The organism is Streptomyces sp. NPDC001231, from assembly GCF_042896885.1.
In the GTDB taxonomy this organism is placed as follows: Bacteria; Actinomycetota; Actinomycetes; order Streptomycetales; family Streptomycetaceae; genus Streptomyces.
In genome coordinates this window covers 32,065-52,672 of sequence record NZ_JBIAXS010000024.1, presented here as the reverse complement: position 1 = coordinate 52,672, position 20,608 = coordinate 32,065, and the positions used below count along the sequence as shown (strand labels likewise).

General features: G+C 72.2%; 18 protein-coding genes and 1 tRNA gene. 11 read left to right on the top strand and 8 right to left on the bottom strand.

Annotated features, from left to right (window positions below; translation table 11 throughout):
• Positions 1-85: 85 nt before the first annotated feature.
• On the top strand, positions 86-2,899 hold the full coding sequence (locus tag ACFY3J_RS26755) for a penicillin acylase family protein (protein ID WP_390841893.1): 2,814 nt from the start codon (positions 86-88) through the stop codon (positions 2,897-2,899).
• Positions 2,900-3,090: 191 nt separating this feature from the next.
• On the opposite strand, the gene ACFY3J_RS26750 is transcribed toward ACFY3J_RS26755, so the two are convergent.
• Positions 3,091-4,407, bottom strand: coding sequence for a serine-threonine protein kinase (locus ACFY3J_RS26750; protein ID WP_384175253.1), 1,317 nt, complete (start codon positions 4,405-4,407; stop codon positions 3,091-3,093).
• An 85-nt stretch (positions 4,408-4,492) separates the two neighbouring features.
• A complete protein-coding gene (locus ACFY3J_RS26745) occupies positions 4,493-5,734 on the bottom strand; it encodes an exo-beta-N-acetylmuramidase NamZ domain-containing protein (RefSeq protein WP_384175255.1) in 1,242 nt (413 codons plus the stop codon).
• Between the two features lie 192 nt (positions 5,735-5,926).
• Here ACFY3J_RS26745 and ACFY3J_RS26740 point away from each other — a divergent pair, with 192 nt between their 5' ends.
• Entirely contained in the window at positions 5,927-6,691 is a 765-nt protein-coding gene (locus ACFY3J_RS26740; RefSeq protein WP_390841892.1) for an SDR family oxidoreductase, read from the top strand.
• Positions 6,692-6,830: 139 nt separating this feature from the next.
• The gene (locus tag ACFY3J_RS26735) at positions 6,831-7,424 is read left to right on the top strand and encodes a TetR/AcrR family transcriptional regulator (RefSeq protein WP_384175259.1); all 594 of its coding nucleotides are present in this window, start codon (positions 6,831-6,833) and stop codon (positions 7,422-7,424) included.
• Between the two features lie 68 nt (positions 7,425-7,492).
• Here ACFY3J_RS26735 and ACFY3J_RS26730 read toward each other — a convergent pair whose 3' ends face one another.
• Both ACFY3J_RS26730 and ACFY3J_RS26725 read right to left on the bottom strand, forming a co-directional pair.
• Positions 7,493-8,008 (bottom strand): NUDIX hydrolase, encoded by a 516-nt coding sequence (locus ACFY3J_RS26730; protein ID WP_384175261.1) that lies wholly within the window; start codon positions 8,006-8,008, stop codon positions 7,493-7,495.
• Positions 8,009-8,096: 88 nt separating this feature from the next.
• On the bottom strand, positions 8,097-8,990 hold the full coding sequence (locus tag ACFY3J_RS26725) for a DMT family transporter (protein ID WP_384175263.1): 894 nt from the start codon (positions 8,988-8,990) through the stop codon (positions 8,097-8,099).
• 457 nt (positions 8,991-9,447) lie between these two features.
• Here ACFY3J_RS26725 and ACFY3J_RS26720 point away from each other — a divergent pair, with 457 nt between their 5' ends.
• The 4 genes from ACFY3J_RS26720 to ACFY3J_RS26705 all read left to right on the top strand — a co-directional run bounded on the left by ACFY3J_RS26720 (position 9,448) and on the right by ACFY3J_RS26705 (position 13,699).
• A complete protein-coding gene (locus ACFY3J_RS26720; protein WP_384175265.1) occupies positions 9,448-10,398 on the top strand; it encodes a hypothetical protein in 951 nt (316 codons plus the stop codon).
• 55 nt (positions 10,399-10,453) lie between these two features.
• Entirely contained in the window at positions 10,454-12,016 is a 1,563-nt protein-coding gene (locus ACFY3J_RS26715) for an APC family permease (RefSeq protein WP_390841891.1), read from the top strand.
• A 347-nt stretch (positions 12,017-12,363) separates the two neighbouring features.
• Positions 12,364-13,089: a molybdopterin-dependent oxidoreductase gene (locus ACFY3J_RS26710; RefSeq protein WP_390841890.1), complete on the top strand. Its 726-nt coding sequence runs from the start codon at positions 12,364-12,366 to the stop codon at positions 13,087-13,089.
• Complete coding sequence (locus tag ACFY3J_RS26705) at positions 13,073-13,699, top strand: cytochrome b/b6 domain-containing protein (protein WP_390841889.1); 627 nt, start codon at positions 13,073-13,075, stop codon at positions 13,697-13,699. The genes ACFY3J_RS26710 and ACFY3J_RS26705 overlap by 17 nt, the downstream gene beginning before the upstream one ends.
• 84 nt (positions 13,700-13,783) lie before the next feature.
• Here ACFY3J_RS26705 and ACFY3J_RS26700 read toward each other — a convergent pair whose 3' ends face one another.
• Positions 13,784-15,181 carry a GntP family permease gene (locus tag ACFY3J_RS26700; RefSeq protein WP_384175273.1) on the bottom strand — a complete coding sequence of 466 codons (1,398 nt, stop codon included), beginning with the start codon at positions 15,179-15,181 and terminating at the stop codon, positions 13,784-13,786.
• A gap of 79 nt (positions 15,182-15,260) precedes the next feature.
• On the bottom strand, positions 15,261-15,809 hold the full coding sequence (locus ACFY3J_RS26695) for a gluconokinase (RefSeq protein ID WP_384175733.1): 549 nt from the start codon (positions 15,807-15,809) through the stop codon (positions 15,261-15,263).
• A gap of 142 nt (positions 15,810-15,951) precedes the next feature.
• Between ACFY3J_RS26695 and ACFY3J_RS26690 the strand changes: the two genes are divergently transcribed.
• On the top strand, positions 15,952-16,656 hold the full coding sequence (locus tag ACFY3J_RS26690) for a FadR/GntR family transcriptional regulator (RefSeq protein WP_384175274.1): 705 nt from the start codon (positions 15,952-15,954) through the stop codon (positions 16,654-16,656).
• 12 nt (positions 16,657-16,668) lie between these two features.
• Here ACFY3J_RS26690 and ACFY3J_RS26685 read toward each other — a convergent pair whose 3' ends face one another.
• Complete coding sequence (locus ACFY3J_RS26685) at positions 16,669-17,046, bottom strand: YchJ family protein (RefSeq protein ID WP_384175276.1); 378 nt, start codon at positions 17,044-17,046, stop codon at positions 16,669-16,671.
• Between the two features lie 177 nt (positions 17,047-17,223).
• Here ACFY3J_RS26685 and ACFY3J_RS26680 point away from each other — a divergent pair, with 177 nt between their 5' ends.
• The gene (locus tag ACFY3J_RS26680; RefSeq protein ID WP_141362470.1) at positions 17,224-17,535 is read left to right on the top strand and encodes a dsRBD fold-containing protein; all 312 of its coding nucleotides are present in this window, start codon (positions 17,224-17,226) and stop codon (positions 17,533-17,535) included.
• Between the two features lie 12 nt (positions 17,536-17,547).
• On the top strand, positions 17,548-18,840 hold the full coding sequence (locus ACFY3J_RS26675) for a phosphoribosyltransferase family protein (protein WP_390841888.1): 1,293 nt from the start codon (positions 17,548-17,550) through the stop codon (positions 18,838-18,840).
• Positions 18,841-18,908: 68 nt separating this feature from the next.
• Here ACFY3J_RS26675 and ACFY3J_RS26670 read toward each other — a convergent pair.
• Positions 18,909-18,996, bottom strand: a tRNA-Leu gene (locus ACFY3J_RS26670).
• Positions 18,997-19,223: 227 nt separating this feature from the next.
• On the opposite strand from ACFY3J_RS26670, the gene ACFY3J_RS26665 reads away from it, so the two are divergent.
• On the top strand, positions 19,224-20,549 hold the full coding sequence (locus ACFY3J_RS26665; protein WP_384175280.1) for a M20/M25/M40 family metallo-hydrolase: 1,326 nt from the start codon (positions 19,224-19,226) through the stop codon (positions 20,547-20,549).
• The last annotated feature ends 59 nt before the right edge of the window (positions 20,550-20,608 follow it).

The window sequence follows — 20,608 nt, the reverse complement described above, 5'->3', positions numbered from 1 at the left end:
CCCCAAAAAGTGACGCATGTTCATCTTCCCCCCGAGGGATACCGGCGGTAACGTCCCGGCACCACCCCCGTCGGGAGGAGCTGCCATGCACCGGCGCACCCCACATTTCGCGCTTGACAGACTGAGAACTCCCCGCAGATTCCCCGGGTTCCTGAAGACCGCATCGGTATGCGTCCTCATTGCCGGTCTTTTGTCACCCTTTTCCCAAGCGGCCGCGGCCGGGACGCCGGCCGGCAGCGCCGCCGGCGCGACCGCCGCGGCCTCGAACGACTACTGCGGCGGCCAGTGCTCCGACATCCTGCCGCCCGGCGAGAACGGCAACGCCACCCTCGCCCAGATCCTCCTCAACCAGGCCTTCGGTACCCAGCCGAGCCACGCCGAGGACCAGCTCGGCCCGTACGCCAACCTGGCCACGGGCTACCCGGCGCTCACCGACGCGAAGATCAACTCCTTCTTCAACGACGCCTCGTTCGGCGTCCCCTCCGGGCAGGTCGCCTCCACCGAGAAACCCGCGGGCCGCAGTGACGTGACGATCGTCCGCGACAATAAGACCGGTGTGCCGCACATCACGGGCACCACCCGCTACGGCACCGAGTTCGGCGCCGGGTACGCCGCCGCCCAGGACCGGCTGTGGCTCATGGACGTCTTCCGGCACGTCGGCCGCGGGCAGCTGACCTCCTTCGCCGGCGGCGCGGCCGCCAACCAGGGCCTGGAGCAGGAGTTCTGGCGCAACGCCCCGTACACCGAGGCCGACCTCCAGGCGCAGATCGACCGCGCCGTGGCCGGGAACGGCGCCCGCGGGCAGCAGGCCCTCGTCGACGTGAACGCCTACCTCGACGGCATCAACGCCTACATCGACGCCTCCGACTCCGGCCGCTACTTCCCCGGCGAGTACGTCCTGACCGGCCACAAGGACTCGATCACCAACGCCGGCACCATCGCCCACTTCAAGGTCACCGACCTGGTCGCGCTGGGCTCCGTGGTCGGCGCCCTGTTCGGCTCGGGCGGCGGCGGCGAGGTGAACAACGCGCTGTCCCTGCTGGCCGCCCAGTCCAAGTTCGGCGTCGAGGAGGGCACCAGGATCTGGGAGTCCTTCCGTGAGCGCAACGACCCCGAGGCCGTCCTGACCGTGCACGACGGCAGGAGCTACCCGTACGCGACGAAGCCCGACGACCCCAGGGGCCGGGCCCTGCCCGACGCCGGCTCGGTGGCCCAGGAGCCGCTGGTGCACAACCGCACCGGCAGCGCGGCGACCGCGGCCGCGCGGGGCGCCACCTCCTCGGCCGCGAAGAGCGCTCTGACCTCCGCCCGGCGCGGCATGTCCAACGCCCTCGTCGTCGGCGGCGAGCACACCGCGAGCGGCCACCCGGTCGCCGTCTTCGGCCCGCAGACCGGCTACTTCGCGCCCCAGCTGCTCATGCTCCAGGAGATCCAGGGTCCGGGCATCAGCGCCCGCGGCGCCTCCTTCGCCGGCCTGAGCATGTACGTCGAACTCGGCCGCGGCCAGGACTACTCGTGGAGCGCCACGACCTCCGGCCAGGACATCATCGACACCTACGCCGTCGAACTGTGCCAGGACGACTTCCACTACCTGTACCGCGGCACCTGCACGGCCATGGACAAGGTCGAGCAGACCAACTCCTGGAAGCCCACCGTCGCCGACGGAACGGCGGCCGGCTCCTACACCATGCGCGTGTGGCGCACGAAGTACGGCCCGGTCGAGTACCGCGCCACCGTCGGCGGCAAGAAGGTCGCCTACACCACCCTGCGCTCCTCCTTCCTGCACGAGGCCGACTCGATCATCGGCTTCCAGATGCTCAACGACCCCGACTTCGTCAAGGGCCCCGAGGACTTCCAGAAGGCCGCGCAGCACATCAACTACACGTTCAACTGGTTCTACGCCGACTCCCGGCACACCGCGTACTACAACAGCGGCGACAACCCGGTGCGGGCGAGCGGCGTGGACACCGAGTTCCCGGTGTGGGCGCAGCCGGCGTACGAGTGGCGGAACTGGGACCCGGCGGTCAACATCGCGGACTACACCCCGTCCTCCGCCCACCCCGCCTCCGTCGACCAGGACTACTACGTCTCCTGGAACAACAAGCAGGCCCTGGACTACTCCGCGGCCTCCTGGGGCAACGGCTCCGTGCACCGCGGCGACCTGCTGGAGGACCGGGTGCAGAAGCTGGTCGCGGCCGGCGGGGTGACCCGAGCCTCGCTGGTGAAGGCCATGGCGGACGCTGCCGTGGCCGACCTCAGGGCCGAGGACGTGCTGCCGAACCTGCTGAAGGTGATCAACAGCTCGCCGGTGACCGACCCCACGGCCGCGGCCGCGGTGGGCAAGCTCCGGACATGGCTGTCCGCGGGCGCCAAACGCACCGAGACCTCGGCGGGATCCAAGACCTACGCCAACGCCGAGGCCATCCGGATCCTGGACGCCTGGTGGCCGCTGCTGGTGAAGGCCGAGTTCGAACCGGGGCTCGGCAGCGACCTGTACGGCGCCTTCACCGCCAACCTGCCGGTCGACGAGTCCCCGTCGGCCGGGCACGGCCCGACCGGCTCGCACGCCGGAAGCGCCTTCCAGTACGGCTGGTGGAGCTATGTCGACAAGGACATCCGGGCGGTGCTCGGTGAGCCGGTGCGGGGTCCGCTGGCGCGGACGTTCTGCGGCGGCGGCAGCCTGAACGCCTGCCGGGACACCCTGATCGGCACGCTGAAGCAGGCGGCCGGAGCCACCGCCGCCCAGGTCTACCCCGGCGACGACCAGTGCTCCGCGGGTGACCAGTGGTGCGCCGACTCGATCGTCCAGCGCGTCCTGGGCGGCATCAAGCACGGGAAGATCAGCTGGCAGAACCGCCCGACCTTCCAGCAGGTCGTGGAGTACACCGGTCACCGCTAGTGCTGCGACCGGAAAGGTTCACCGGCTCGCGACGCCCGGCACGGCACCTCGCCGCGTTGTCGCATCACCCGAGTACATCCAGTACGCGGGCAATGCTCCGCCTTGCGATGCACCGCACCGGACGCCGCGAGCTTCCCGGCAAACCTTTCCGGTCACAGCACTAGACCCTCCGAACGGGCGGCGGGCCGGTGTCAGCGGACACGGCCCGCCGCCAGCACCACCCGCGCCAGCTCCGGGTGCACGATGTCGCTGTGCGCGCCGGACGGCGGACCACCGCGCCTGACCACCTCGGCCGCGTCCACGTTCACGCATCCCGACGCCGGGAACGGCCCGGCCAGGGCCGCGGAGAGGGTGCACGCGCGCGTGCCGGGCACCGCCTGCACGCCGTCGTGCCCCATCGCGCCCCAGGCGGCCCCGAGCAGGGAGCCGACGTCGAGGCCGAGCACCGACCGGTCGTCGTCCGCCATCCGCGAGGCCAGCGGATACAGCGTGCCGAGGGCCGTGTCGAAGCGGGAGTGGCAGCACACCAGGGGGCCGTCGACACGGCGCTCCCGGCCCCGCAGCACCCCGCCCGCGCGCGGATCTCCGGGCAGTCGGGGCGCGAACGCGTAGTGGGAGAAGGCCCCTTGGAGCAGTGTCACGGACTTCACCGTCCGCACCTCCTCGGGCAGCCCGCTCAGCGCGAACGACACCAGCCGCCCGCCGAAGCTGTGGCCCACCAGATGGACCCGCACCCCGGGCGCCGCCTGCGCGAGCCGTCCGACCACCGGGCCGAGCCCCCGCTCGCCGACCGTGCCCGCGCGCCGCTTCATCGTGTAGTACGTCGCCTGCCGCAGCAGCTCCTTCGCGCCGTCCCACGGGTTCGGCAGCGTGAACGACCGCCGCCCGCCCGGGTCCCCGAGCCCGGCGAGGGCGTCGGCGAACTCGGCGCAGACCTCCGCCGCGGGCCGTGCGAACATCGCCGGCTCGCGCCACGGCACGCCCTCCGTCACGGTGTCCGCCGCGAACCGGGCCCACGGCCCCGGCGACACGCCCTCGACCAGCCGCCGCACCAGCCGTCCGAACTCCTCCAGCGCGGCCGGTTCGCGCGCGGGACCGTCCAGCATGCGCGCGAGCGCGTCGACCACCGTGGCCCGCCCGGGGAAGGTGTCCCGCAGCGCCTTCCGGGTGTCCTTGTCGAGCGCCGCCGACGGCACCGGCCCGGCGGCGGTGGACCGGGGGAAGCCGGGGATGGGCTCGTCGCAGAACCGCATCGACGGCCACACCACCCCGACGTACCCGATCCGGGCCGCCGGGGCGAGCCGCGGGACCGGTTCGAAGAAGCTGCTGTAGAGCCGGGTCGCGCCCGAACGGTCGTTGTTCCAGCCGTGCGCGAAGACGATCAGGTCGCGCACCGCCCGCCGTTCGACGCCGGCGAGCAGCCGGTCCCGCTCGGCGCCGTCCACGTCCCCGTCGGCGTCGAAGGTCAGTTCCCAGTAGGGAGCCACGCTGATGTCCGGTACCGCCATGACCGACCCCCTCGTCCCCGGAAGCGGAGCGATGTGTCGCGCATCGTCCTGCCAACGGGCCGGGCCGGCCAGGGGTCACGGCTCATCAGTAGAGGAGGTATTCCTTCCGGGTCTTCCGGAACGCGGCCAGCTCCTGCCGCCAGGCCGCCACCACCTCGTCCGTGCCCGCGCCGGCGTCGATCATCGTGCGCACCCGGGTGGAACCGGTGAGCTTGTCGATCCAGTTGTCCGAGCGCCAGGCGAACCCGCTCCAGACCCGCTTGGCGGTCACGAGCAGCGCGATCCCGGTCCGCACCGGATCGAAGGCGTCCCGGTCGTGCACGTGGATCTGCACCCCGCCGACGGTCTTGTCCTGGAACTTGGAGAAGGTGGGCGTGAAGTACGCCTCCCGGAAGTGCACGCCCGGCAGGCGCAGCGCGCTGGCCGCGGCCGCCCAGCGCCCGTCGACGCCCGCCGCGCCCAGCAGCTCGAAGGGGCGGGTGGTGCCCCGTCCCTCCGACAGGTTGGTGCCCTCGAACAGGCACGTTCCGGAGTAGACCAGGGCGGTGTCGGGAGTCGGCATGTTCGGGCTCGGCGGCACCCAGGGCAGCCCGGAGACGTCGTAGAAGTCCGACCGCCTCCAGCCGGTCATCAGGACGGTCTCCAGCGGAACCGGCGTGGTGAGGAACTCGCCGTTGAACAGTCGCGCCAGCTCGGCGACGGTCATGCCGTGGGCCTGCGCGATCGGCCGGCGCCCGACGAAGGTCGCGAACTCCTCGTGCAGCACCGGACCCAGTGCCTCCCGGCCGGTCACCGGGTTGGGCCGGTCGAGCACCACGAACCGTTTGCCGGCGAGGGCCGCGGCCTCCATGCAGTCGTAGAGCGTCCAGATGTAGGTGTAGAAGCGGGCGCCCGCGTCCTGGATGTCGAAGACGACCGTGTCCACGCCGGAGGCCGTGAAGACGTCGGCGAGCGGCTGCCCGCTCTTGAGGTACGTGTCGTACACCGGCAGTCCGGTGGCCGGGTCGTCGTAGCGGCCCTCCGAGCCGCCCGCCTGCGCGGTGCCGCGGAAGCCGTGCTCGGGGCCGAAGACGGCCACCAGGTTCACCCGGCGGTCGGCGTGCATCACGTCCACGATGTGCCGCACGTCCCGGGTGACGCCGGTCGGGTTGGTGACGACTCCGACCAGCTGCCCGCGCAGGGAGGCGTAGCCCTCGGCGTCGAGGCGCTCGAAACCGGTGCGCAGCGGGCGGTTGCCACCGGGGGCGGCCTGGGCCGGGGCCGCCACGGCTCCGGAGGCCGCCGCGGCGGCGGTGGTGGCGAGCAGGCTCCGTCTGGACAGCTTCATACAGTGACCTCCGTGATCGCTGCGGGTGTCATGTTCACGCACGCTAGCGTGCGTCCGTCCCCCAGGGAACGAAGCGGACGGCGCCTCCTGCGGAACATCCCTTCCGGCACCACATACCGACTGGTTAGTCTGGTGGGGCGGAGTCGAGTCGATCCGTGTCGTGTCGTGTCGGAGCCATGCCGAAGGAGACCGATGGTGCAAGCCGTGCAGGGTGCGGGAGTGGTCGTCACCGGGGCCGGGGGCGGTATCGGCGCCGCGCTGGCCCGCCGGTTCGCCGCCGAGGGCGCCCGGGTCGTCGTCAACGACCTCGACGCCGACCGGGCCGTGTCCGTCGCCGGCGAGATCGGCGGCATCGCGGTCCCGGGCGACGCCTCCGAGGTCGTCGCCGCGGCCCGTGACGCGCTCGGCGGCACGGTCGACGTCTACTGCGCCAACGCGGGCCTCGGCTCGGGCGGTTCGGAGGCGGCCGGGGAGGAGGTGTGGGCACAGGCCTGGGACGTCAACGTCATGGCCCACGTCCGCGCCGCCGAGACGCTGCTCCCCGCCTGGCTGGAACGCGGGAGCGGCCGGTTCGTCTCCACCGTGTCCGCGGCCGGGCTGCTCACCATGATCGGCGCGGCTCCCTACAGCGTCACCAAACACGGCGCGTACGCCTTCGCCGAGTGGCTGTCGCTGACCTACCGCCACCGCGGGATCAAGGTGCACGCGATCTGCCCGCAGGGCGTGCGCACCGGCATGCTGGCCGCCACCGGCAGTGCCGGCGACCTGGTGCTCCAGCCCACCGCGATCGAGCCGGAGGGCGTGGCCGACGCCCTGCTCGACGGTATCGCCGAGGACCGCTTCCTGATCCTGCCGCACCCCGAGGTCGCCGGGTTCTACCGGGCCCGGTCCGCCGACCCCGACCGCTGGCTGACGAACATGAACCACATCCAGCGGAAATGGGAGGAGACCCGCTGACGCCGGGGGCGCGGGCGACCGGGGCCGACCGAGATCCTGCCGGACTTGCCGGGGACGGCAAATGGGAAGATCCTCCGTCGGGAACTGCGTTCCCGTAGGCAGCACAGCGAGCAGGAACACGGAAGGCAGGTGGCGGCAGGTGCCCAGGACGACGGACTCAGGCGGCACTCCGGTGCCGCAGCGGCTCCTGGCCGCCGCCACCCGGCTCTTCGCCGAGCAGGGCTACGACCGCACCTCGGTGCAGGAGATCGTCGAGGCGGCCGGTGTCACCAAAGGCGCGCTCTACCACTACTTCGGCTCCAAGGACGATCTCCTGCACGAGGTGTACGCGCGCGTGCTGCGGGTCCAGCAGGAGCGTCTGGACGCCTTCGCGGACGCCGACGAACCGGTCGAGAAGCGGCTGCGGGACGCGGCGGCGGACGTGGTGGTCACCACCATCGAGAACCTCGACGACGCCATGATCTTCTTCCGCTCGATGCACCACCTGAGCCCGGAGAAGAACAAGCAGGTGCGCGCCGAGCGCCGGCGCTACCACGAACGCTTCCGCGCGCTCATCGAGGAGGGCCAGCGGGCCGGCGTCTTCTCCACGGCGACCCCGGCGGACCTCGTGGTCGACTACCACTTCGGCTCCGTCCACCACCTGTCGACCTGGTACCGGCCCGACGGCCCGCTCGGTCCCCAGCAGGTCGCCGACCACCTGGCCGACCTGCTGCTGCGGGCACTGCGGCCGTAGCCGCCGCCCGTCCTTCGCACGCGCGGGTGAGAGGCGGCTGCCGTAGCCGTGCCGCCACCGGGGCCGGTTCACCCCCCTGACCGGTGTGCCTTCAGCCGTTCGTAGGCGGCCAGCCCGTCCGGTACCCACTCCCACTCGCCCAGGCGGCGTTCCACCTCGTCCTCGGGCAGGAAGTCGTGCCAGGCGACCTCCTCGGCCTGCGGCCGTACCGGCAGGTCGCAGCGGACCTGGTAGACAGCCGACCACCAGGTGCGGCCGGCGCCGTCGTCGTACAGGAACTTGAAGAGGTACTCGGGGCGGGGCAGCCCCGTCACCCCCAGTTCCTCCTCGGCCTCGCGCAGGGCCGCGTCGTCGTAGGCCTCGCCGGCGCCGACCACACCGCCGACGAACATGTCGTGGAGGGAGGGGAAGACCAGCTTGGTGGAGGTGCGCCGGTGGACGAAGAGGCGGCCCTCCGCGTCCCGGGCCTGGACGAAGACGCAGCGGTGGCGCAGCCCCTTGGCGTACGCCTCGCCGCGCGGGGACCGCCCGACGACCCGGTCCTGTTCGTCGACGATGTCGAGGATCTCGTCTTCAGCGCTCATGCCGCCATCCAAGCAGGCCGCCGTGCAAGCAGGCCGCCGTCCCGGTGGGCGGCCGTCACCGTCCGCGTGGCCGCGGGCCGGGCCCGGCTCAGCGCGCTTGCAGGTCGTGCTTCCGCTCGGACACCGCCGCCCCGTACGGCATCGCCGGGTGCAGGCCGAGCAGGACGATGCCCGTCACGATGGCCGCGAGGCCCGAAGCCTCCCAGGCCAGCGCCCCGGTGTCGGTGCGCAGCCGGTCGCCGAGGAAGCCCACCCCGCAGGCGATCCCGGCCAGCGGCTCGGCCGCGGTCAGGGCCGGCAGGGACATGCGCAGCGGCGCCGTCTCGAAGGCGCTCTGCATAAGGATCAGCCCGGTGACGCCGATCACCAGCAGGCCGTACGGCTGCCAGCCGGTGAACAGCTCCGTCCAGCCGCCCGCCGAGAACCGCTGCCCGCTCACCCGGGTCAGCGCGTCCTGCACGCCGTAGAGGAGCCCGGCGGCCACCGCCAGCAGGACCGGTCCCCAACTCAGCCGCGAGCGCTTGGCGTACGCCGTCAGCAGCAGGGCCACACCCACCATCACGCCGATGATCAGCCAGTGCCGCAGCGGGTCGGTGACGGCGCTGCCGGCGCGCGGCCGACCCGCCACGATGAACGCGGTCACGCCCCCGGCCAGCAGGGCGAGCCCCGCCCAGCCCTGGCCGCCCAGTGGCTGTCTGGTCTGCCGTCGGGACAGGGCGAGGGCGAACAGCAGGTTCGTGGCCAGCAGCGGTTCCACCAGCGAGATCTCGCCCCGGCCCAGGGCGAAGGCGCCCAGCACCATGCCGCCGATCATCAGCCCCAGACCGCCCAGCCAGCGCGGCACCTTCATCAGGTCCAGCAGCAGCCGGGGCGAGAGGAAGTCGCCGAGCGGTGCCCGCTGGGCCGCGTTCTGCTGGAGCACGAAACCGAAGCCCAGGCAGCAGGCGGCGCTCACGGCGAGAATCACAACCAGAACCGACACGCTGCGTACCTCGATCATCCGGCCGGGCCACGGGGTGCGTAGTCGCCGACTGTAGCGTCCCGGGGTCCGGCCCGCTGCCGGGATGGCCCGGATTCGGGCGGTCCGCCCGGTCACGACGCCCCGCGGTCGGGGGCGATGGCGCGGCCCTGGACCACGGTGGAACCCTCGGCACCGCCGTGCCATGGCGTACGCCACAGGAGTGACCCTCCCGCGGGACGGGACGCCGTCACGGCCCGGAGACCGGGCGTCTTCACAAGTACCGCCTCTGTAAGGGCAGTTGACGCGTGTAACGCGGGGGCGACCCTTGACGGAGCGCATTGGCTGGGGGTTTGCTGTCCGTGATCAGCCGATGGCAAGCCGATGACCGACGAGCAAGCCGAGGCCGGTGGGCCGAACGGGGGGCCGCTCCCGGGGCGTACCGGGCCACGAAACAAAGAGCGCGTGAGGAAGTCCCGCGGTGTCCCCACCCCCGCCTCCCCTCGGACGCGGCCGCAAGCGAGCGGCCCAGGCCTTCGACACCGCTCTCGACGACACCGAACTCCGTGACGCGCGCGTGGCGTTGGCGCAGGGCCGGTGGCAGGTGGTGCGCTCGCTGCTCGTGCGCACCAAGGACGACTGGGACCGCCGGGGACACCGCGTCACCGTCCTCGCCGAGGAGTCCCACACCGCGGCCTGGACCCGTGACTGGCTGCTCGCCGAACCCGAGTCCGCCGACGCCTCCGTCCTGCTCGGCATGTCCCTGGTGCAGGGCGCCCTGTGCGGCAGGGAGAAGCCCGACCGGGCCCGCGAGGCCTGCCGGGCGGCGGCCGAGCTGGCGCCCGAGGACCCCACGCCGTGGCTCGGCCTGCTCCTGCTGGAACGTGGCCTGGGTGACGAGGAGGAGGTGGTCCGCCTCTTCGACAAGGTCCGCCACCGCCATCCCGACCACCACCACGCCCACCACCTGATGGTGGCCCAGCTGGCCGAGCGGCGCGCCGACGCCGGCCCGGACCCGCTGCACGAGGTGTACGACTTCGCCAACTGGGCCGCCGAGCAGGCGCCCGCCGACTCACCGCTGGCCATGCTCCCGGTGGTCGCGCACGCCGAGCGCTACCGCGTCCTGGCCGGCGCCGGTCACGCACAGGCCGACCCGGCCGCCTCCGGGCACTGGACGGGCCGCCGGGCCCGACAGGTGATGAAGGCCGCCTTCGACTGGTGGCTGGAGTGGGAGCAGGAGGGGCATGCCCGCCGCCTGGTCGATCTGAACTTCCTCGCCCACGCCAAGCACTGCGAGGGCCGGGGTGCCGAGGCCGCCGCCCTGTTCCACCGCATCGGCGGCCATCCCACCCAGGCGCCGTGGGCGTACCCCGGCCGAGATCCGTACACCGCCTTCCGCATCGCGCGCGCCGGCGCGCTCGGTGCGGTGTAGTGCCCCGCAACCCCGTACGCACCACGACCCCGACGCCCGAAAGGACGAACCCCCGATGACGACGGGCAGTTCGAGCACGAGCAGAACCACCGCCGACGGTGGCGGCATCAGCACCTTCAAGGGGCAGGATCGCGCCCTGCGCGCCGACCGCCTCGGCACGGGGGGTCTGCTGCTCTCCGTCCTCGCGGCGACCGCCCCGCTCATGGTGGTCGCGGGTGTCATGCCCACCACATTCGCGGTGATGGGCATCGTCGGACAACCGCTGCTCTTCGTGGTCCTCGGCACCGTACTGATCCTCTTCAGCTTCGGATACGCCGAGATGAGCCGCCACGTCCACAACGCGGGCGCCTTCTACGCCTACATCTCCCGGGGCCTCGGCGGCACGGCGGGCGCCGGCGCGGCGCTCGTCGCCCTCGTCGCCTACAACGCGCTCCAGGCCGGCATCTACGGGATCTTCGGCTTCGAGGTCTCCAACCTGTTCGCCACCTACGCCGACGTCACCGTCGCCTGGTGGATCCCCGCGCTCGCGGCCGCGGCCGTCGTCGGCGTGCTCGGCTGGCTGAAGATCGACGTCAACGCGCGCGTGCTCGGCGTGCTGCTCGTCATCGAGGTCGTACTCGTCGTGATCTTCGACGTGGCGGCGATCGCCGACCCCGCCAAGGAGGGCCTGTCCCTGCACGCCTTCAACCCGGACACCCTCGCCGGCGCCGGCATCGGCACCGCGCTGTGCTTCTGCATCGCGGCCTTCCTCGGCTTCGAGCAGGCCCCGGTGTACGCGGAGGAGACCAGCCGCCCGCACGTCCTGGTCCCGCGCGTGATGTTCCTCGCCGTCGCCGGCGTCGCCGTCTTCTTCGCGATCAGCAGCTGGGCCCTCACCGTCGCCACCGGCCCCTCGGCGATCATCGGCACGGCGCAGAAGGAGAGCGCCGGGCTGCTGTTCACCCTGACCGAGTCGCGGCTCGGCGGCACCTTCACCGACGTCCTGCACGTCCTGTTCGTCACCGGCATGTTCGCGGCCATGCTGAGCTTCCACAACGTCGTCGCCCGGTACGCCTTCGCCATGGGCCGCGAGGGCCTGCTGCCGGCCGCCTTCGGGCGCACGTCCAGCTCCAGCGGCGCGCCCGCGACCGGATCCCTCTCGCAGACCGTCGTCTCGCTGGTCATCGTGATCGCCTTCGCCGTCACCGACGACAAGCCGACCGGCGACCCGACCGCGCCCGTGCTGCACCTGTTCACCTGGTTCGGCAACCTCGGCGCGCTCGGCGTGATCGTGCTGATGGCCGCCGCCAGCGTCTCGGTGATCGTCTTCTTCGTACGGCGCGGCGCGGCGGCCGCGCAGGCCTGGCGGCTGGTCACCTCCGCCGTGGCCGGCCTGGCCCTGCTGGTGATCGCCGCCTACACGGTCAAGGACTTCGACGTCCTGGTCGACGCCGGCCCCGGCTCGGCCCTGAGCCGGGTGCTGCCCGGCATCATCGGCCTCGCCCTCGTCGTCGGCCTGGTCCAGGGCGCCGTACTGCGCTCCCGCCGGCCGGAGGCACACGCCCGCATCGGGCTGGGCAACGAGGCCTTCCAGCTGGAGAAGGCCGCGCAGACGGAAGCGGTGGAGACGGCGCCGTAAGCGCAGGGAACAGTGACGGAAATCTGACGAACATCCGGGACCCCTGGTCTGCCGGGGGTCACGGGTGCTCGAATGAAGACTTGAACCCTCTCCCAGATGAAGCAGGGAGATTCCTGGCTCAAGCTGCTCTCTCGCTCAGCGAGCGAACGAGTCTGACGCTCTCAGCACCAGCCGGGTTGGAACCAGCCCGGGTTCCCCAAAGACTCGAGAGTCGATGTGCTGGCTTGGTTCTCGCTCAGCACGTCGTGCGTGCTTGGTTCTCGCAACACACAGCACGCAGCGTACCCGATCAAGCGCGCAGTGCCCCCACCCCGACCTCAGAGCCGGAACATCCTGGGAGGAATCCGGTGAACCCCGAAGCACCCGAGGAACAAGGCCGCCCCGTGGGCCGCCGCATCTTCCTCGCCACCGTCGGCCTCGGCGCCCTCGGCGTGGCCACCGCACCCACTCTGCAACGGGGCATGGAGGGCCTCCTCGGCGCGGTGTCCGGAAAGGACCCCACCGGTCTGACCGGCCTGCTGCCGAACGGCGGCGGCTTCCGCTACTACTCGGTCGCCGCCTCGGTCCCGCACAAGGACGCCACGGACTACCGCCTCACCGTCGACGGCCTCGTCGACCACCCCGCCACCTACACGCTGGCCGACCTCAGGGCCCTGCCCCGGACCCGCATGGTCCGCGACGTCCAGTGCGTCACCGGCTGGCGGGTGCCCGGCACACCCTTCGAGGGCGTACGGCTCTCCCGGCTGCTCGACGCGGCCGGAGTGCGGGCGGGCGCCAGAGCCGTCCGGTTCACCTGCTTCGACGGCACCTACACCGAGAGCCTCACCCTCGACCAGGCCCGCCGCCCCGACGTGCTGGTCGCGCTGCGCATGCAGGGCAAGGACCTGACCCACGCGCACGGCGGGCCGGTCCGCCTCTACGTGGCCCCCATGTACTTCTACAAGTCGGCCAAGTGGCTCTCCGGCATCACCGTCACCGACCGCGTCGAGCCCGGCTACTGGGAGAACCTCGGCTACGACGTCGACGCCTGGGTCGGCCGTTCGAACGGACGCTCCGATGTCCCTACGAGCTGACGCCCCGGCCCCGCCCGGCACCCGCGTCCGCCGCTTCACCCGGGCCGAGCGGTGGGTGCACCGGACCACGGCCGCGCTCATGGGCGTGTGCGTGGTGACGGCGGCCTGCCTCTACATCCCCCAGCTCGCCGAACTGGTCGGCCGACGCGAACTGGTCGTCCGCGTCCACGAGTGCGCGGGCCTCGCCCTGCCCGTACCGGTCCTGCTGGGCCTGGCCTCCCGCGCCTTCCTCGCCGACCTGCGCCTCCTCAACCGCTTCGGCCGGCACGACCGGGTCTGGCTGCGCGCCGCCCTGCGCCGCGACCGCCGGCCCGCCTCCCGCCCGGCCGGAAAGTTCAACGCCGGCCAGAAGATCTACGCCGCCTGGATCGCAGGCGCCGGCCTGGTCATGCTCGGCACCGGCCTGCTGATGTGGTTCACCCATCTCACCCCGGTGGCCTGGCGCACCAGCGCGACCTTCGTCCACGACTGGCTCGCCCTGACCATCGGCGTCGTCCTGGCCGGCCACATCGGCATGGCCCTCGGCGACCCGGAGGCCCGGCGCGGCCTGCGCACCGGTCTGGTGACCCGCGAGTGGGCGACCGGGGAACACCCGCTGTGGCGCCCGTAGGCCCACCGGCGGAAAGGCACGTACGGCCGCGGCGGCCGTGACCGAGGGCACCACCACCCGGTCACGGCCGCCGCCGGCGTACCGCTAGATCACCAGGGACAGCAGCAGGACCAGGGCGCCCGCGACCACCGAGATGATCGTCTCCATGACCGACCAGCTCTTGATCGTCTGGCCGACGCTCAGCCCGAAGTACTCCTTCACCAGCCAGAAACCGGCGTCGTTGACATGGCTGAAGAACAGCGAGCCGGCGCCGATGGCCAGCACCAGCAGGGCGGCGTGGGTGGTCGACATGTCGGCCGCGAGCGGGGCGACCAGACCGGCCGCCGAGATGGTCGCCACGGTCGCCGAACCGGTCGCGAGCCGGATCGCCACCGCGATCAGCCAGGCCAGCAGCAGCGCCGGGATCGACCAGTCCTTGGAGATGTCCAGGACCATCTGGCCCACCCCGGCGTCGATCAGCGTCTGCTTGAAGCCGCCGCCCGCGCCCACGATCAGCAGGATGCCGGCGATGGGCATGAGGCCCTTCTCGACGGTCGAGGAGATCCGCTCCTTGCTGAACCCGGCCGGCCTCCCCAGCGTGAAGACGCCGACGAGTACGGCGGCGAGCAGCGCGATCATCGGGGAGCCGATGACGTCGAAGACGCGCTGGGTCATGTTCGCCGGGTCGTCCACGACGATGTCGACCAGGGCCTTGGCCAGCATCAGCACCACCGGGAGCAGCACCGTGGCCAGCGTGGCGCCGAAGCTCGGACGCCGCTGGAGCTCCTCCGACGGGCGCTGGGGCAGCATCCGGTCCGGAACGGGGACGTCCACCCAGCGGGCCGCGACCTTGGCGAACAGCGGACCGGCGATGATCACCGTCGGTATCGCGACGAGGATGCCGAGCGCCAGCGTCACGCCCAGGTTGGCCTTGACCGCGTCGATGGCGACCAGCGGGCCGGGGTGCGGCGGGATCAGGCCGTGCATCACGGACAGACCGGCCAGCGCCGGCACACCGATGCGCATCAGGGAGTAGTTGCCGCGCTTGGCCACCATCAGCACGACCGGGATCAGCAGCACGATGCCGACCTCGAAGAACAGCGGCAGACCGATCACGGAGGCGATCAGCACCAGCGCCCACGGCATCGCCCGGCCCCTGGCCTTCGCCAGGATCGTGTCGACGACCTGGTCGGCGCCGCCGGAGTCGGCGAGCAGCTTGCCGAGGATCGCGCCGAGGGCGATCAGCACGCCCACGCCGGCGACGGTGGAGCCCAGGCCGGTGGTGAAGCTGGCGATCGCCTTGTCGAGCGGTGCCCCGGCGACCGCGCCGAGCACCAGCGATCCGATGGTCAGGGACAGGAAGGCGTGCAGCTTGAACCTGGTGATGAGCAGGACGATGACGGCGATGCCCGCGAGGACGGCGATGCCGAGCTGGGCGTGGCCGGCCGAGGTGATCGGCGGGGGCGCGTCCGCTGCCAGCATCTCGACGCTGAGTCTGGTCACGGTGTTCCCTTGCAGGTGAAGAGGGACGGTGGGGAGAGGTGTGCCGCAGTCGGCGAGCGTGGGGGAGAGGCGCCGGGGCTCAGGGCCGCGGCTCCTCGGAGGACCGCGAGGACTGCGTGGAGCTGTCGAGGCCGTCCAGCGCGGCCACGGCGCGTGCGGTGATCTCCTCGGGCGACCCGGAGACGTCGACCGCGACGCCCCGCTCGTCCCGCTGGAGCGGCTCCAGCGTGGCGAACTGGGAATCCAGCAGCGCCGTCGGCATGAAGTGACCCCGGCGGTGCCCCATCCGGTCCTCGATGAGCTTCCGGTCGCCCGTCAGGTGCACGAAGACGACGCCGGGAGCCGCGGCCCGCAGCCGGTCGCGGTACGACCGCTTCAGCGCCGAGCTGCTCACCACTCCGCCCAGCCCCGCCCGCCCGTGGGCCCAGGCGCCGATGGCGTCGAGCCACGGCCACCGGTCCTCGTCGCCGAGCGGGATCCCGGCCGTCATCTTGGCGATGTTGGCCTGCGGGTGGAAGTCGTCGCCCTCGGCGTACGGGACGCCGAGCCGGGCGGCGAGCAGGGGACCGATCGTGGTCTTGCCCGTGCCGGCGACGCCCATCACCACGACGACGTGGGGGGTGCGCATCACTGTCTCGCTGTCTTCCTCGACATGGGACGCCGACATCCGGCGTCCGCCATACTGAAACCCATAGGTACGACTAATTCAAGAGTCTGTGACATATAAGTCTGACTTTTTGGGAGTGTGATCCGCCCCGTACGCTGAGTGCATGAGCACACCGGGCCGAGGGCTGCACGGCCGCGTACTGGACACCCTCGGCCCCGCCATCACCGCGGGCGAGTATCCGCCGGGCAGCGTGCTGCGCACCGACGAACTGGCGCAGCGCTTCGACGTGTCACGCTCCGTGATGCGCGAGGCGGTCCGCGTCCTGGAGTCCATGCACCTGGTCGCCTCGCGCCGCCGCGTCGGCGTGACCGTGCTCCCCCAGACCGAGTGGAACGTCTACGACCCGCAGGTCATCCGCTGGCGCCTGGCCGGCGCCGACCGGCCCCGGCAGCTGCGGTCGCTGACCGTGCTGCGCTCCGCCGTCGAACCGGTCGCCGCGGGGCTGGCCGCCCGGCTCGCGACCCCCGAGCAGTGCGCCGAACTCACCGAGTGCGCCCTCGGCATGGTGGCCAACTCACGCGGCCACCACCGGCTTCAGGCGTACCTGGTCCACGACATGGCCTTCCACCGCGTGATCCTCAGCGCCTCCGGGAACGAGATGTTCGCCCGCCTCGGCGACGTCGTCGCCGAGGTCCTGGCGGGCCGCACCCACCACGAGGTCATGTTCGAGGAGCCCGACCCCGCCGCCGTCACCCTCCACGTCCAGCTCGCCGAGGCGGTCCGGGCCCGCGACGCGGACCGCGCCGAGCGGCTGACCCGCGAGATCACCGTCGGGGCCCTCCAGGAACTGGACGTCCTGGCGCCGTAGCCCGGCGCTCCCTCACTGCTCGGGGAAGTCCCCGTCCACGTACACCCACGCCCCGTCGACCCGCTCGAACCGGCTGCGTTCGAGCAGCGAGCCACCCCGGTAGGACGCCCGGAACGTCACCGTCCCGGTGCCGTGGAACGCCGAACCGTCCGTCGCACCGAGGATCTCCAGACCCGTCCAGCGCATCCCGGGATCCAGGTCGAGCCGCGCCGGCCGGGTCCGCGGGTGCCAGGTCCGCAGCAGATACCCCGCGTCCTGCCGCACGAAGGCGCAGTACCGGGACCGCATCAACGCCTCGGCGGTCGGCGCGGCGGCACCACCACCGTGGTAGCGGCCGCAGCACCTCTCGTACGGCTCGGGCAGCCCGCACGGGCAGGAACGCGTGGTCATGCCCCCCATTCTGCCCGCGGTGGCGCACCCGCCCGCCCCCGGTACGCCCGCTTCCCCCGTCGCGCCCGTGCGGCACGCGCGCGACGGGGGCACAGTGGAATAAGGAGGCCACGCCGGGTCACTCGTCGCCTCGACAGTGTGGCCTTGCTTCCCACCGGAGTTGAGGAGACACGGACGATGACTCGACCCGTCGGCATCCGGCCTCCCTCCGTCAAGGAGTGGCGGCTCAATCTGTATCTGTCCGAACACGATCCGGACACCACCGCCCGGATCGTCCTGGACACCGGCGACAACGTCCTGGAGACCCGGGCGGAGGCCCGCCGCAATCCGTACGACATGGCGGTGCCCGAGATCGGCGACGAACTCGCGGCCGGCCGTGCGCTGATCGCGCTCGGCCGCGAGCTGCTGCGCGCCGCCGCGGGCGACATCGACGCGGTGGGAGCGCCGGAGGCGACGCCCCCCGTCCCCCTGTGGACGTCCAGGGAGTGAAGGAGCCGAACGGTGCTCTTCACGGACCGTCTCGACGCGGGACGGCGGCTGGCCGCCCGTCTGGAACACCTCACCGGCCAGGACGTCGTGGTGCTCGGCCTGCCCCGCGGCGGCGTCCCCGTGGCCGAGGTCGTCGCGGAGGCCCTGGGCGCCCCGCTGGACGTGTGCCTGGTACGGAAACTGGGCGTGCCCTTCCACCCGGAGCTGGGCATGGGGGCGATCGGCGAGGACGGCGTACGCGTACTCGGCGAGGACGTGCTGCGCGAGGCACGCGTCACACCCGGGGAACTCGCGCGCGTGGAGGAGCGCGAACGCGACGAGCTCCAGCGGCGTGCCGAGCGCTACCGGGGCGAACGGCCACCGGTCGCCGTCGCGGGCCGGACCGCGGTGGTCGTCGACGACGGCGTGGCCACCGGCTCGACGGCGCGGGCGGCCTGCCGGACGGTACGCGCCCGCGGGGCCGCGCGGACCGTGCTGGCGGTCCCCGTCGCACCGCCGGACTGGACGCACCGGCTCGGCGACGAGGCCGACGAGCTCGTGTGCCTGGCCACCCCGCCGGACTTCTTCGCGGTCGGCCAGTTCTACGCCGACTTCGCCCAGCTCGACGACGAGGACGTCGTCGCCTGCCTCCGCCGGGCGGCGGGCCGCTCGCACCGGTTCCCCGTCGACCTCGAGGTGGCGGTGGCGGCCGGCGCCGTGCGGCTCGGCGGTCATCTGACGGTGCCCCCCGAGGCCGTCGGCATCGTGGTCTTCGCGCACGGCAGCGGCAGTGGACGGCACAGCCCGCGCAACCGCTTCGTCGCCGAGGGCCTGAACCGGGCCGGCCTCGGCACCCTCCTGTTCGACCTCCTCACCGAGGAGGAGGCGCGGGAGCGGGCCAACGTGTTCGACACCACGCTGCTGGCCGCCCGGCTCACCGCCGCCACCGGCTGGCTGCGCGGCCGTCCCGGCGCCGAGCGGATGGCGGTCGGCTACTTCGGCGCCAGCACAGGCGCGGCCGCCGCCCTCTGGGCAGCGGCGGAACCCGGCGCGCACATAGCCGCCGTGGTGTCCCGAGGCGGCCGTCCCGACCTGGCCGGGCCACGCCTGCCGGACGTGACCGCTCCCACCCTGCTCATCGTCGGCGGCGCCGACACCGTCGTCCTCGACCTCAACCGCCAGGCGCAGTCCCGTCTGCGCTGCGAGAGCCACCTCGACGTCGTCCCCGGTGCCACCCATCTCTTCGAGGAGCCCGGAGCCCTGGAGACGGTGACCGACCTGGCCCGGGACTGGTTCACGGACCACATGGCGGCGGCGCACGTGTAGCCCTGATGCGACGTGCGGTGGGAACGCGAAAACGGTGCCGACCGATACTGGTCGACACCGTTTTCCGGTGGTGTCCGAGGGGGGACTTGAACCCCCACGCCCGATAAAGGGCACTAGCACCTCAAGCTAGCGCGTCTGCCATTCCGCCACCCGGACGGGGTGTCTGTCGCGCGGGCCTTCCCGCGGCGACGAAGGAAACATTACCAGGCTTTCGGGCAGGCCCGATCACCCGGCCCGCCCCAGGGGGCCACCGCGCGGGCGGGCCGGGGCGGGCGGCGGAGGGCGGGGCCCGGGGCTCTCTTGGGCTTGGCGCGGGGGAGGGGGAGGATGAGTGGACCACCGGCACACGGGGTGGCCACCAGCACACAGCGGGAGGAAGCAGCGTGAGCGAGACGGGCACGGCCAGGGGCGTCACCGGCGAGGACGAGGTCGTGGACCTCTGCCGCGAGCTGATCCAGATCGACACCAGCAACTACGGCGACCACTCGGGACCGGGTGAGCGCAGGGCGGCCGAGTACGTCGCCGAGAAGCTCGCCGAGGTGGGCCTGGAACCGAAGGTCTTCGAATCGCACCCGGGCCGGGCCTCGACGGTGGCCCGCATCGAGGGCGAGGACCCCTCCCGGCCGGCGCTGCTGATCCACGGCCACACCGACGTCGTACCGGCCAACGCCGACGACTGGACCCACCACCCCTTCTCCGGGGAGGTCGCGGACGGGTGCGTGTGGGGGCGCGGCGCGGTCGACATGAAGGACATGGACGCGATGACGCTGGCGGTCGTGCGCGACCGGCTGCGCAGCGGACGCAGGCCCCCGCGGGACATCGTGCTCGCCTTCCTCGCCGACGAGGAGGCGGGCGGCACGTACGGCGCCCGGTACCTGGTGGACAACCACCCGGACCTGTTCGAGGGGGTCACCGAGGCGATCAGCGAGGTCGGCGGGTTCTCCTTCACCGTCAGCGAACAGCGACGGCTGTACCTGATCCAGACGGCCGAGAAGGGCATGCACTGGATGAAGCTGACCGTGGCCGGCACCGCGGGGCACGGCTCGATGATCCACCGGGACAACGCGATCACCGAGCTGTCGGAGGCCGTCGCCCGGCTCGGGCGGCACAGGTTCCCGGTGCGGGTGACCAAGACCACCCGCGCCTTCCTGGACGAACTGGGCGACGCGCTCGGCACCGAGCTCGACCCGGAGGACATGGACGGCACGATCGCGAAGCTCGGCGGCATCGCCAAGCTCATCGGCGCCACCCTGAGCAACACCGCCAACCCCACGCAGCTGGGCGCCGGTTACAAGGTCAACGTCATCCCGGGCGAGGCCACCGCGCACGTCGACGGGCGGTTCCTGCCCGGCTTCGAGGAGGAGTTCCTCGCCGACCTCGACCGGATCCTGGGACCGAAGGTCGAGCGCGAGGACGTGCACTCCGACAAGGCCGTCGAGACCACCTTCGACGGGGCCCTGGTGGAGGCGATGCAGTCCGCGCTGGTGGCCGAGGACCCGGCCGCGAAGGCCATCCCGTACATGCTCTCCGGAGGCACCGACGCCAAGTCCTTCGACGACCTCGGCATCCGGGGCTTCGGCTTCGCGCCGCTGAAGCTGCCGCCGGAGCTGGACTTCGCGGGCATGTTCCACGGCGTGGACGAGCGGGTGCCGGTGGACGGCCTGAAGTTCGGCGTGCGCGTGCTCGACCGGTTCATCGACGCGTCCTGAGTTCCGCCCCGATTCGTCATCGACGGCTTGACCCCGGTAATCGACCGCGCGTGCGGGAA

Bases quoted from the DNA above. Each gene is read 5' to 3' on its own strand.
- ACFY3J_RS26755 (WP_390841893.1), top strand. From the start codon at position 86: ATGCACCGGCGCACCCCACATTTCGCGCTTGACAGACTGAGAACTCCC.
- ACFY3J_RS26750 (WP_384175253.1), bottom strand. From the start codon at position 4,407: ATGGCGGTACCGGACATCAGCGTGGCTCCCTACTGGGAACTGACCTTC.
- ACFY3J_RS26745 (WP_384175255.1), bottom strand. From the start codon at position 5,734: ATGAAGCTGTCCAGACGGAGCCTGCTCGCCACCACCGCCGCCGCGGCG.
- ACFY3J_RS26740 (WP_390841892.1), top strand. From the start codon at position 5,927: ATGGTGCAAGCCGTGCAGGGTGCGGGAGTGGTCGTCACCGGGGCCGGG.
- ACFY3J_RS26730 (WP_384175261.1), bottom strand. From the start codon at position 8,008: ATGAGCGCTGAAGACGAGATCCTCGACATCGTCGACGAACAGGACCGG.
- ACFY3J_RS26715 (WP_390841891.1), top strand. From the start codon at position 10,454: ATGACGACGGGCAGTTCGAGCACGAGCAGAACCACCGCCGACGGTGGC.
- ACFY3J_RS26705 (WP_390841889.1), top strand. From the start codon at position 13,073: ATGTCCCTACGAGCTGACGCCCCGGCCCCGCCCGGCACCCGCGTCCGC.
- ACFY3J_RS26695 (WP_384175733.1), bottom strand. From the start codon at position 15,809: ATGCGCACCCCCCACGTCGTCGTGGTGATGGGCGTCGCCGGCACGGGC.
- ACFY3J_RS26690 (WP_384175274.1), top strand. From the start codon at position 15,952: ATGAGCACACCGGGCCGAGGGCTGCACGGCCGCGTACTGGACACCCTC.
- ACFY3J_RS26685 (WP_384175276.1), bottom strand. From the start codon at position 17,046: ATGACCACGCGTTCCTGCCCGTGCGGGCTGCCCGAGCCGTACGAGAGG.
- ACFY3J_RS26680 (WP_141362470.1), top strand. From the start codon at position 17,224: ATGACTCGACCCGTCGGCATCCGGCCTCCCTCCGTCAAGGAGTGGCGG.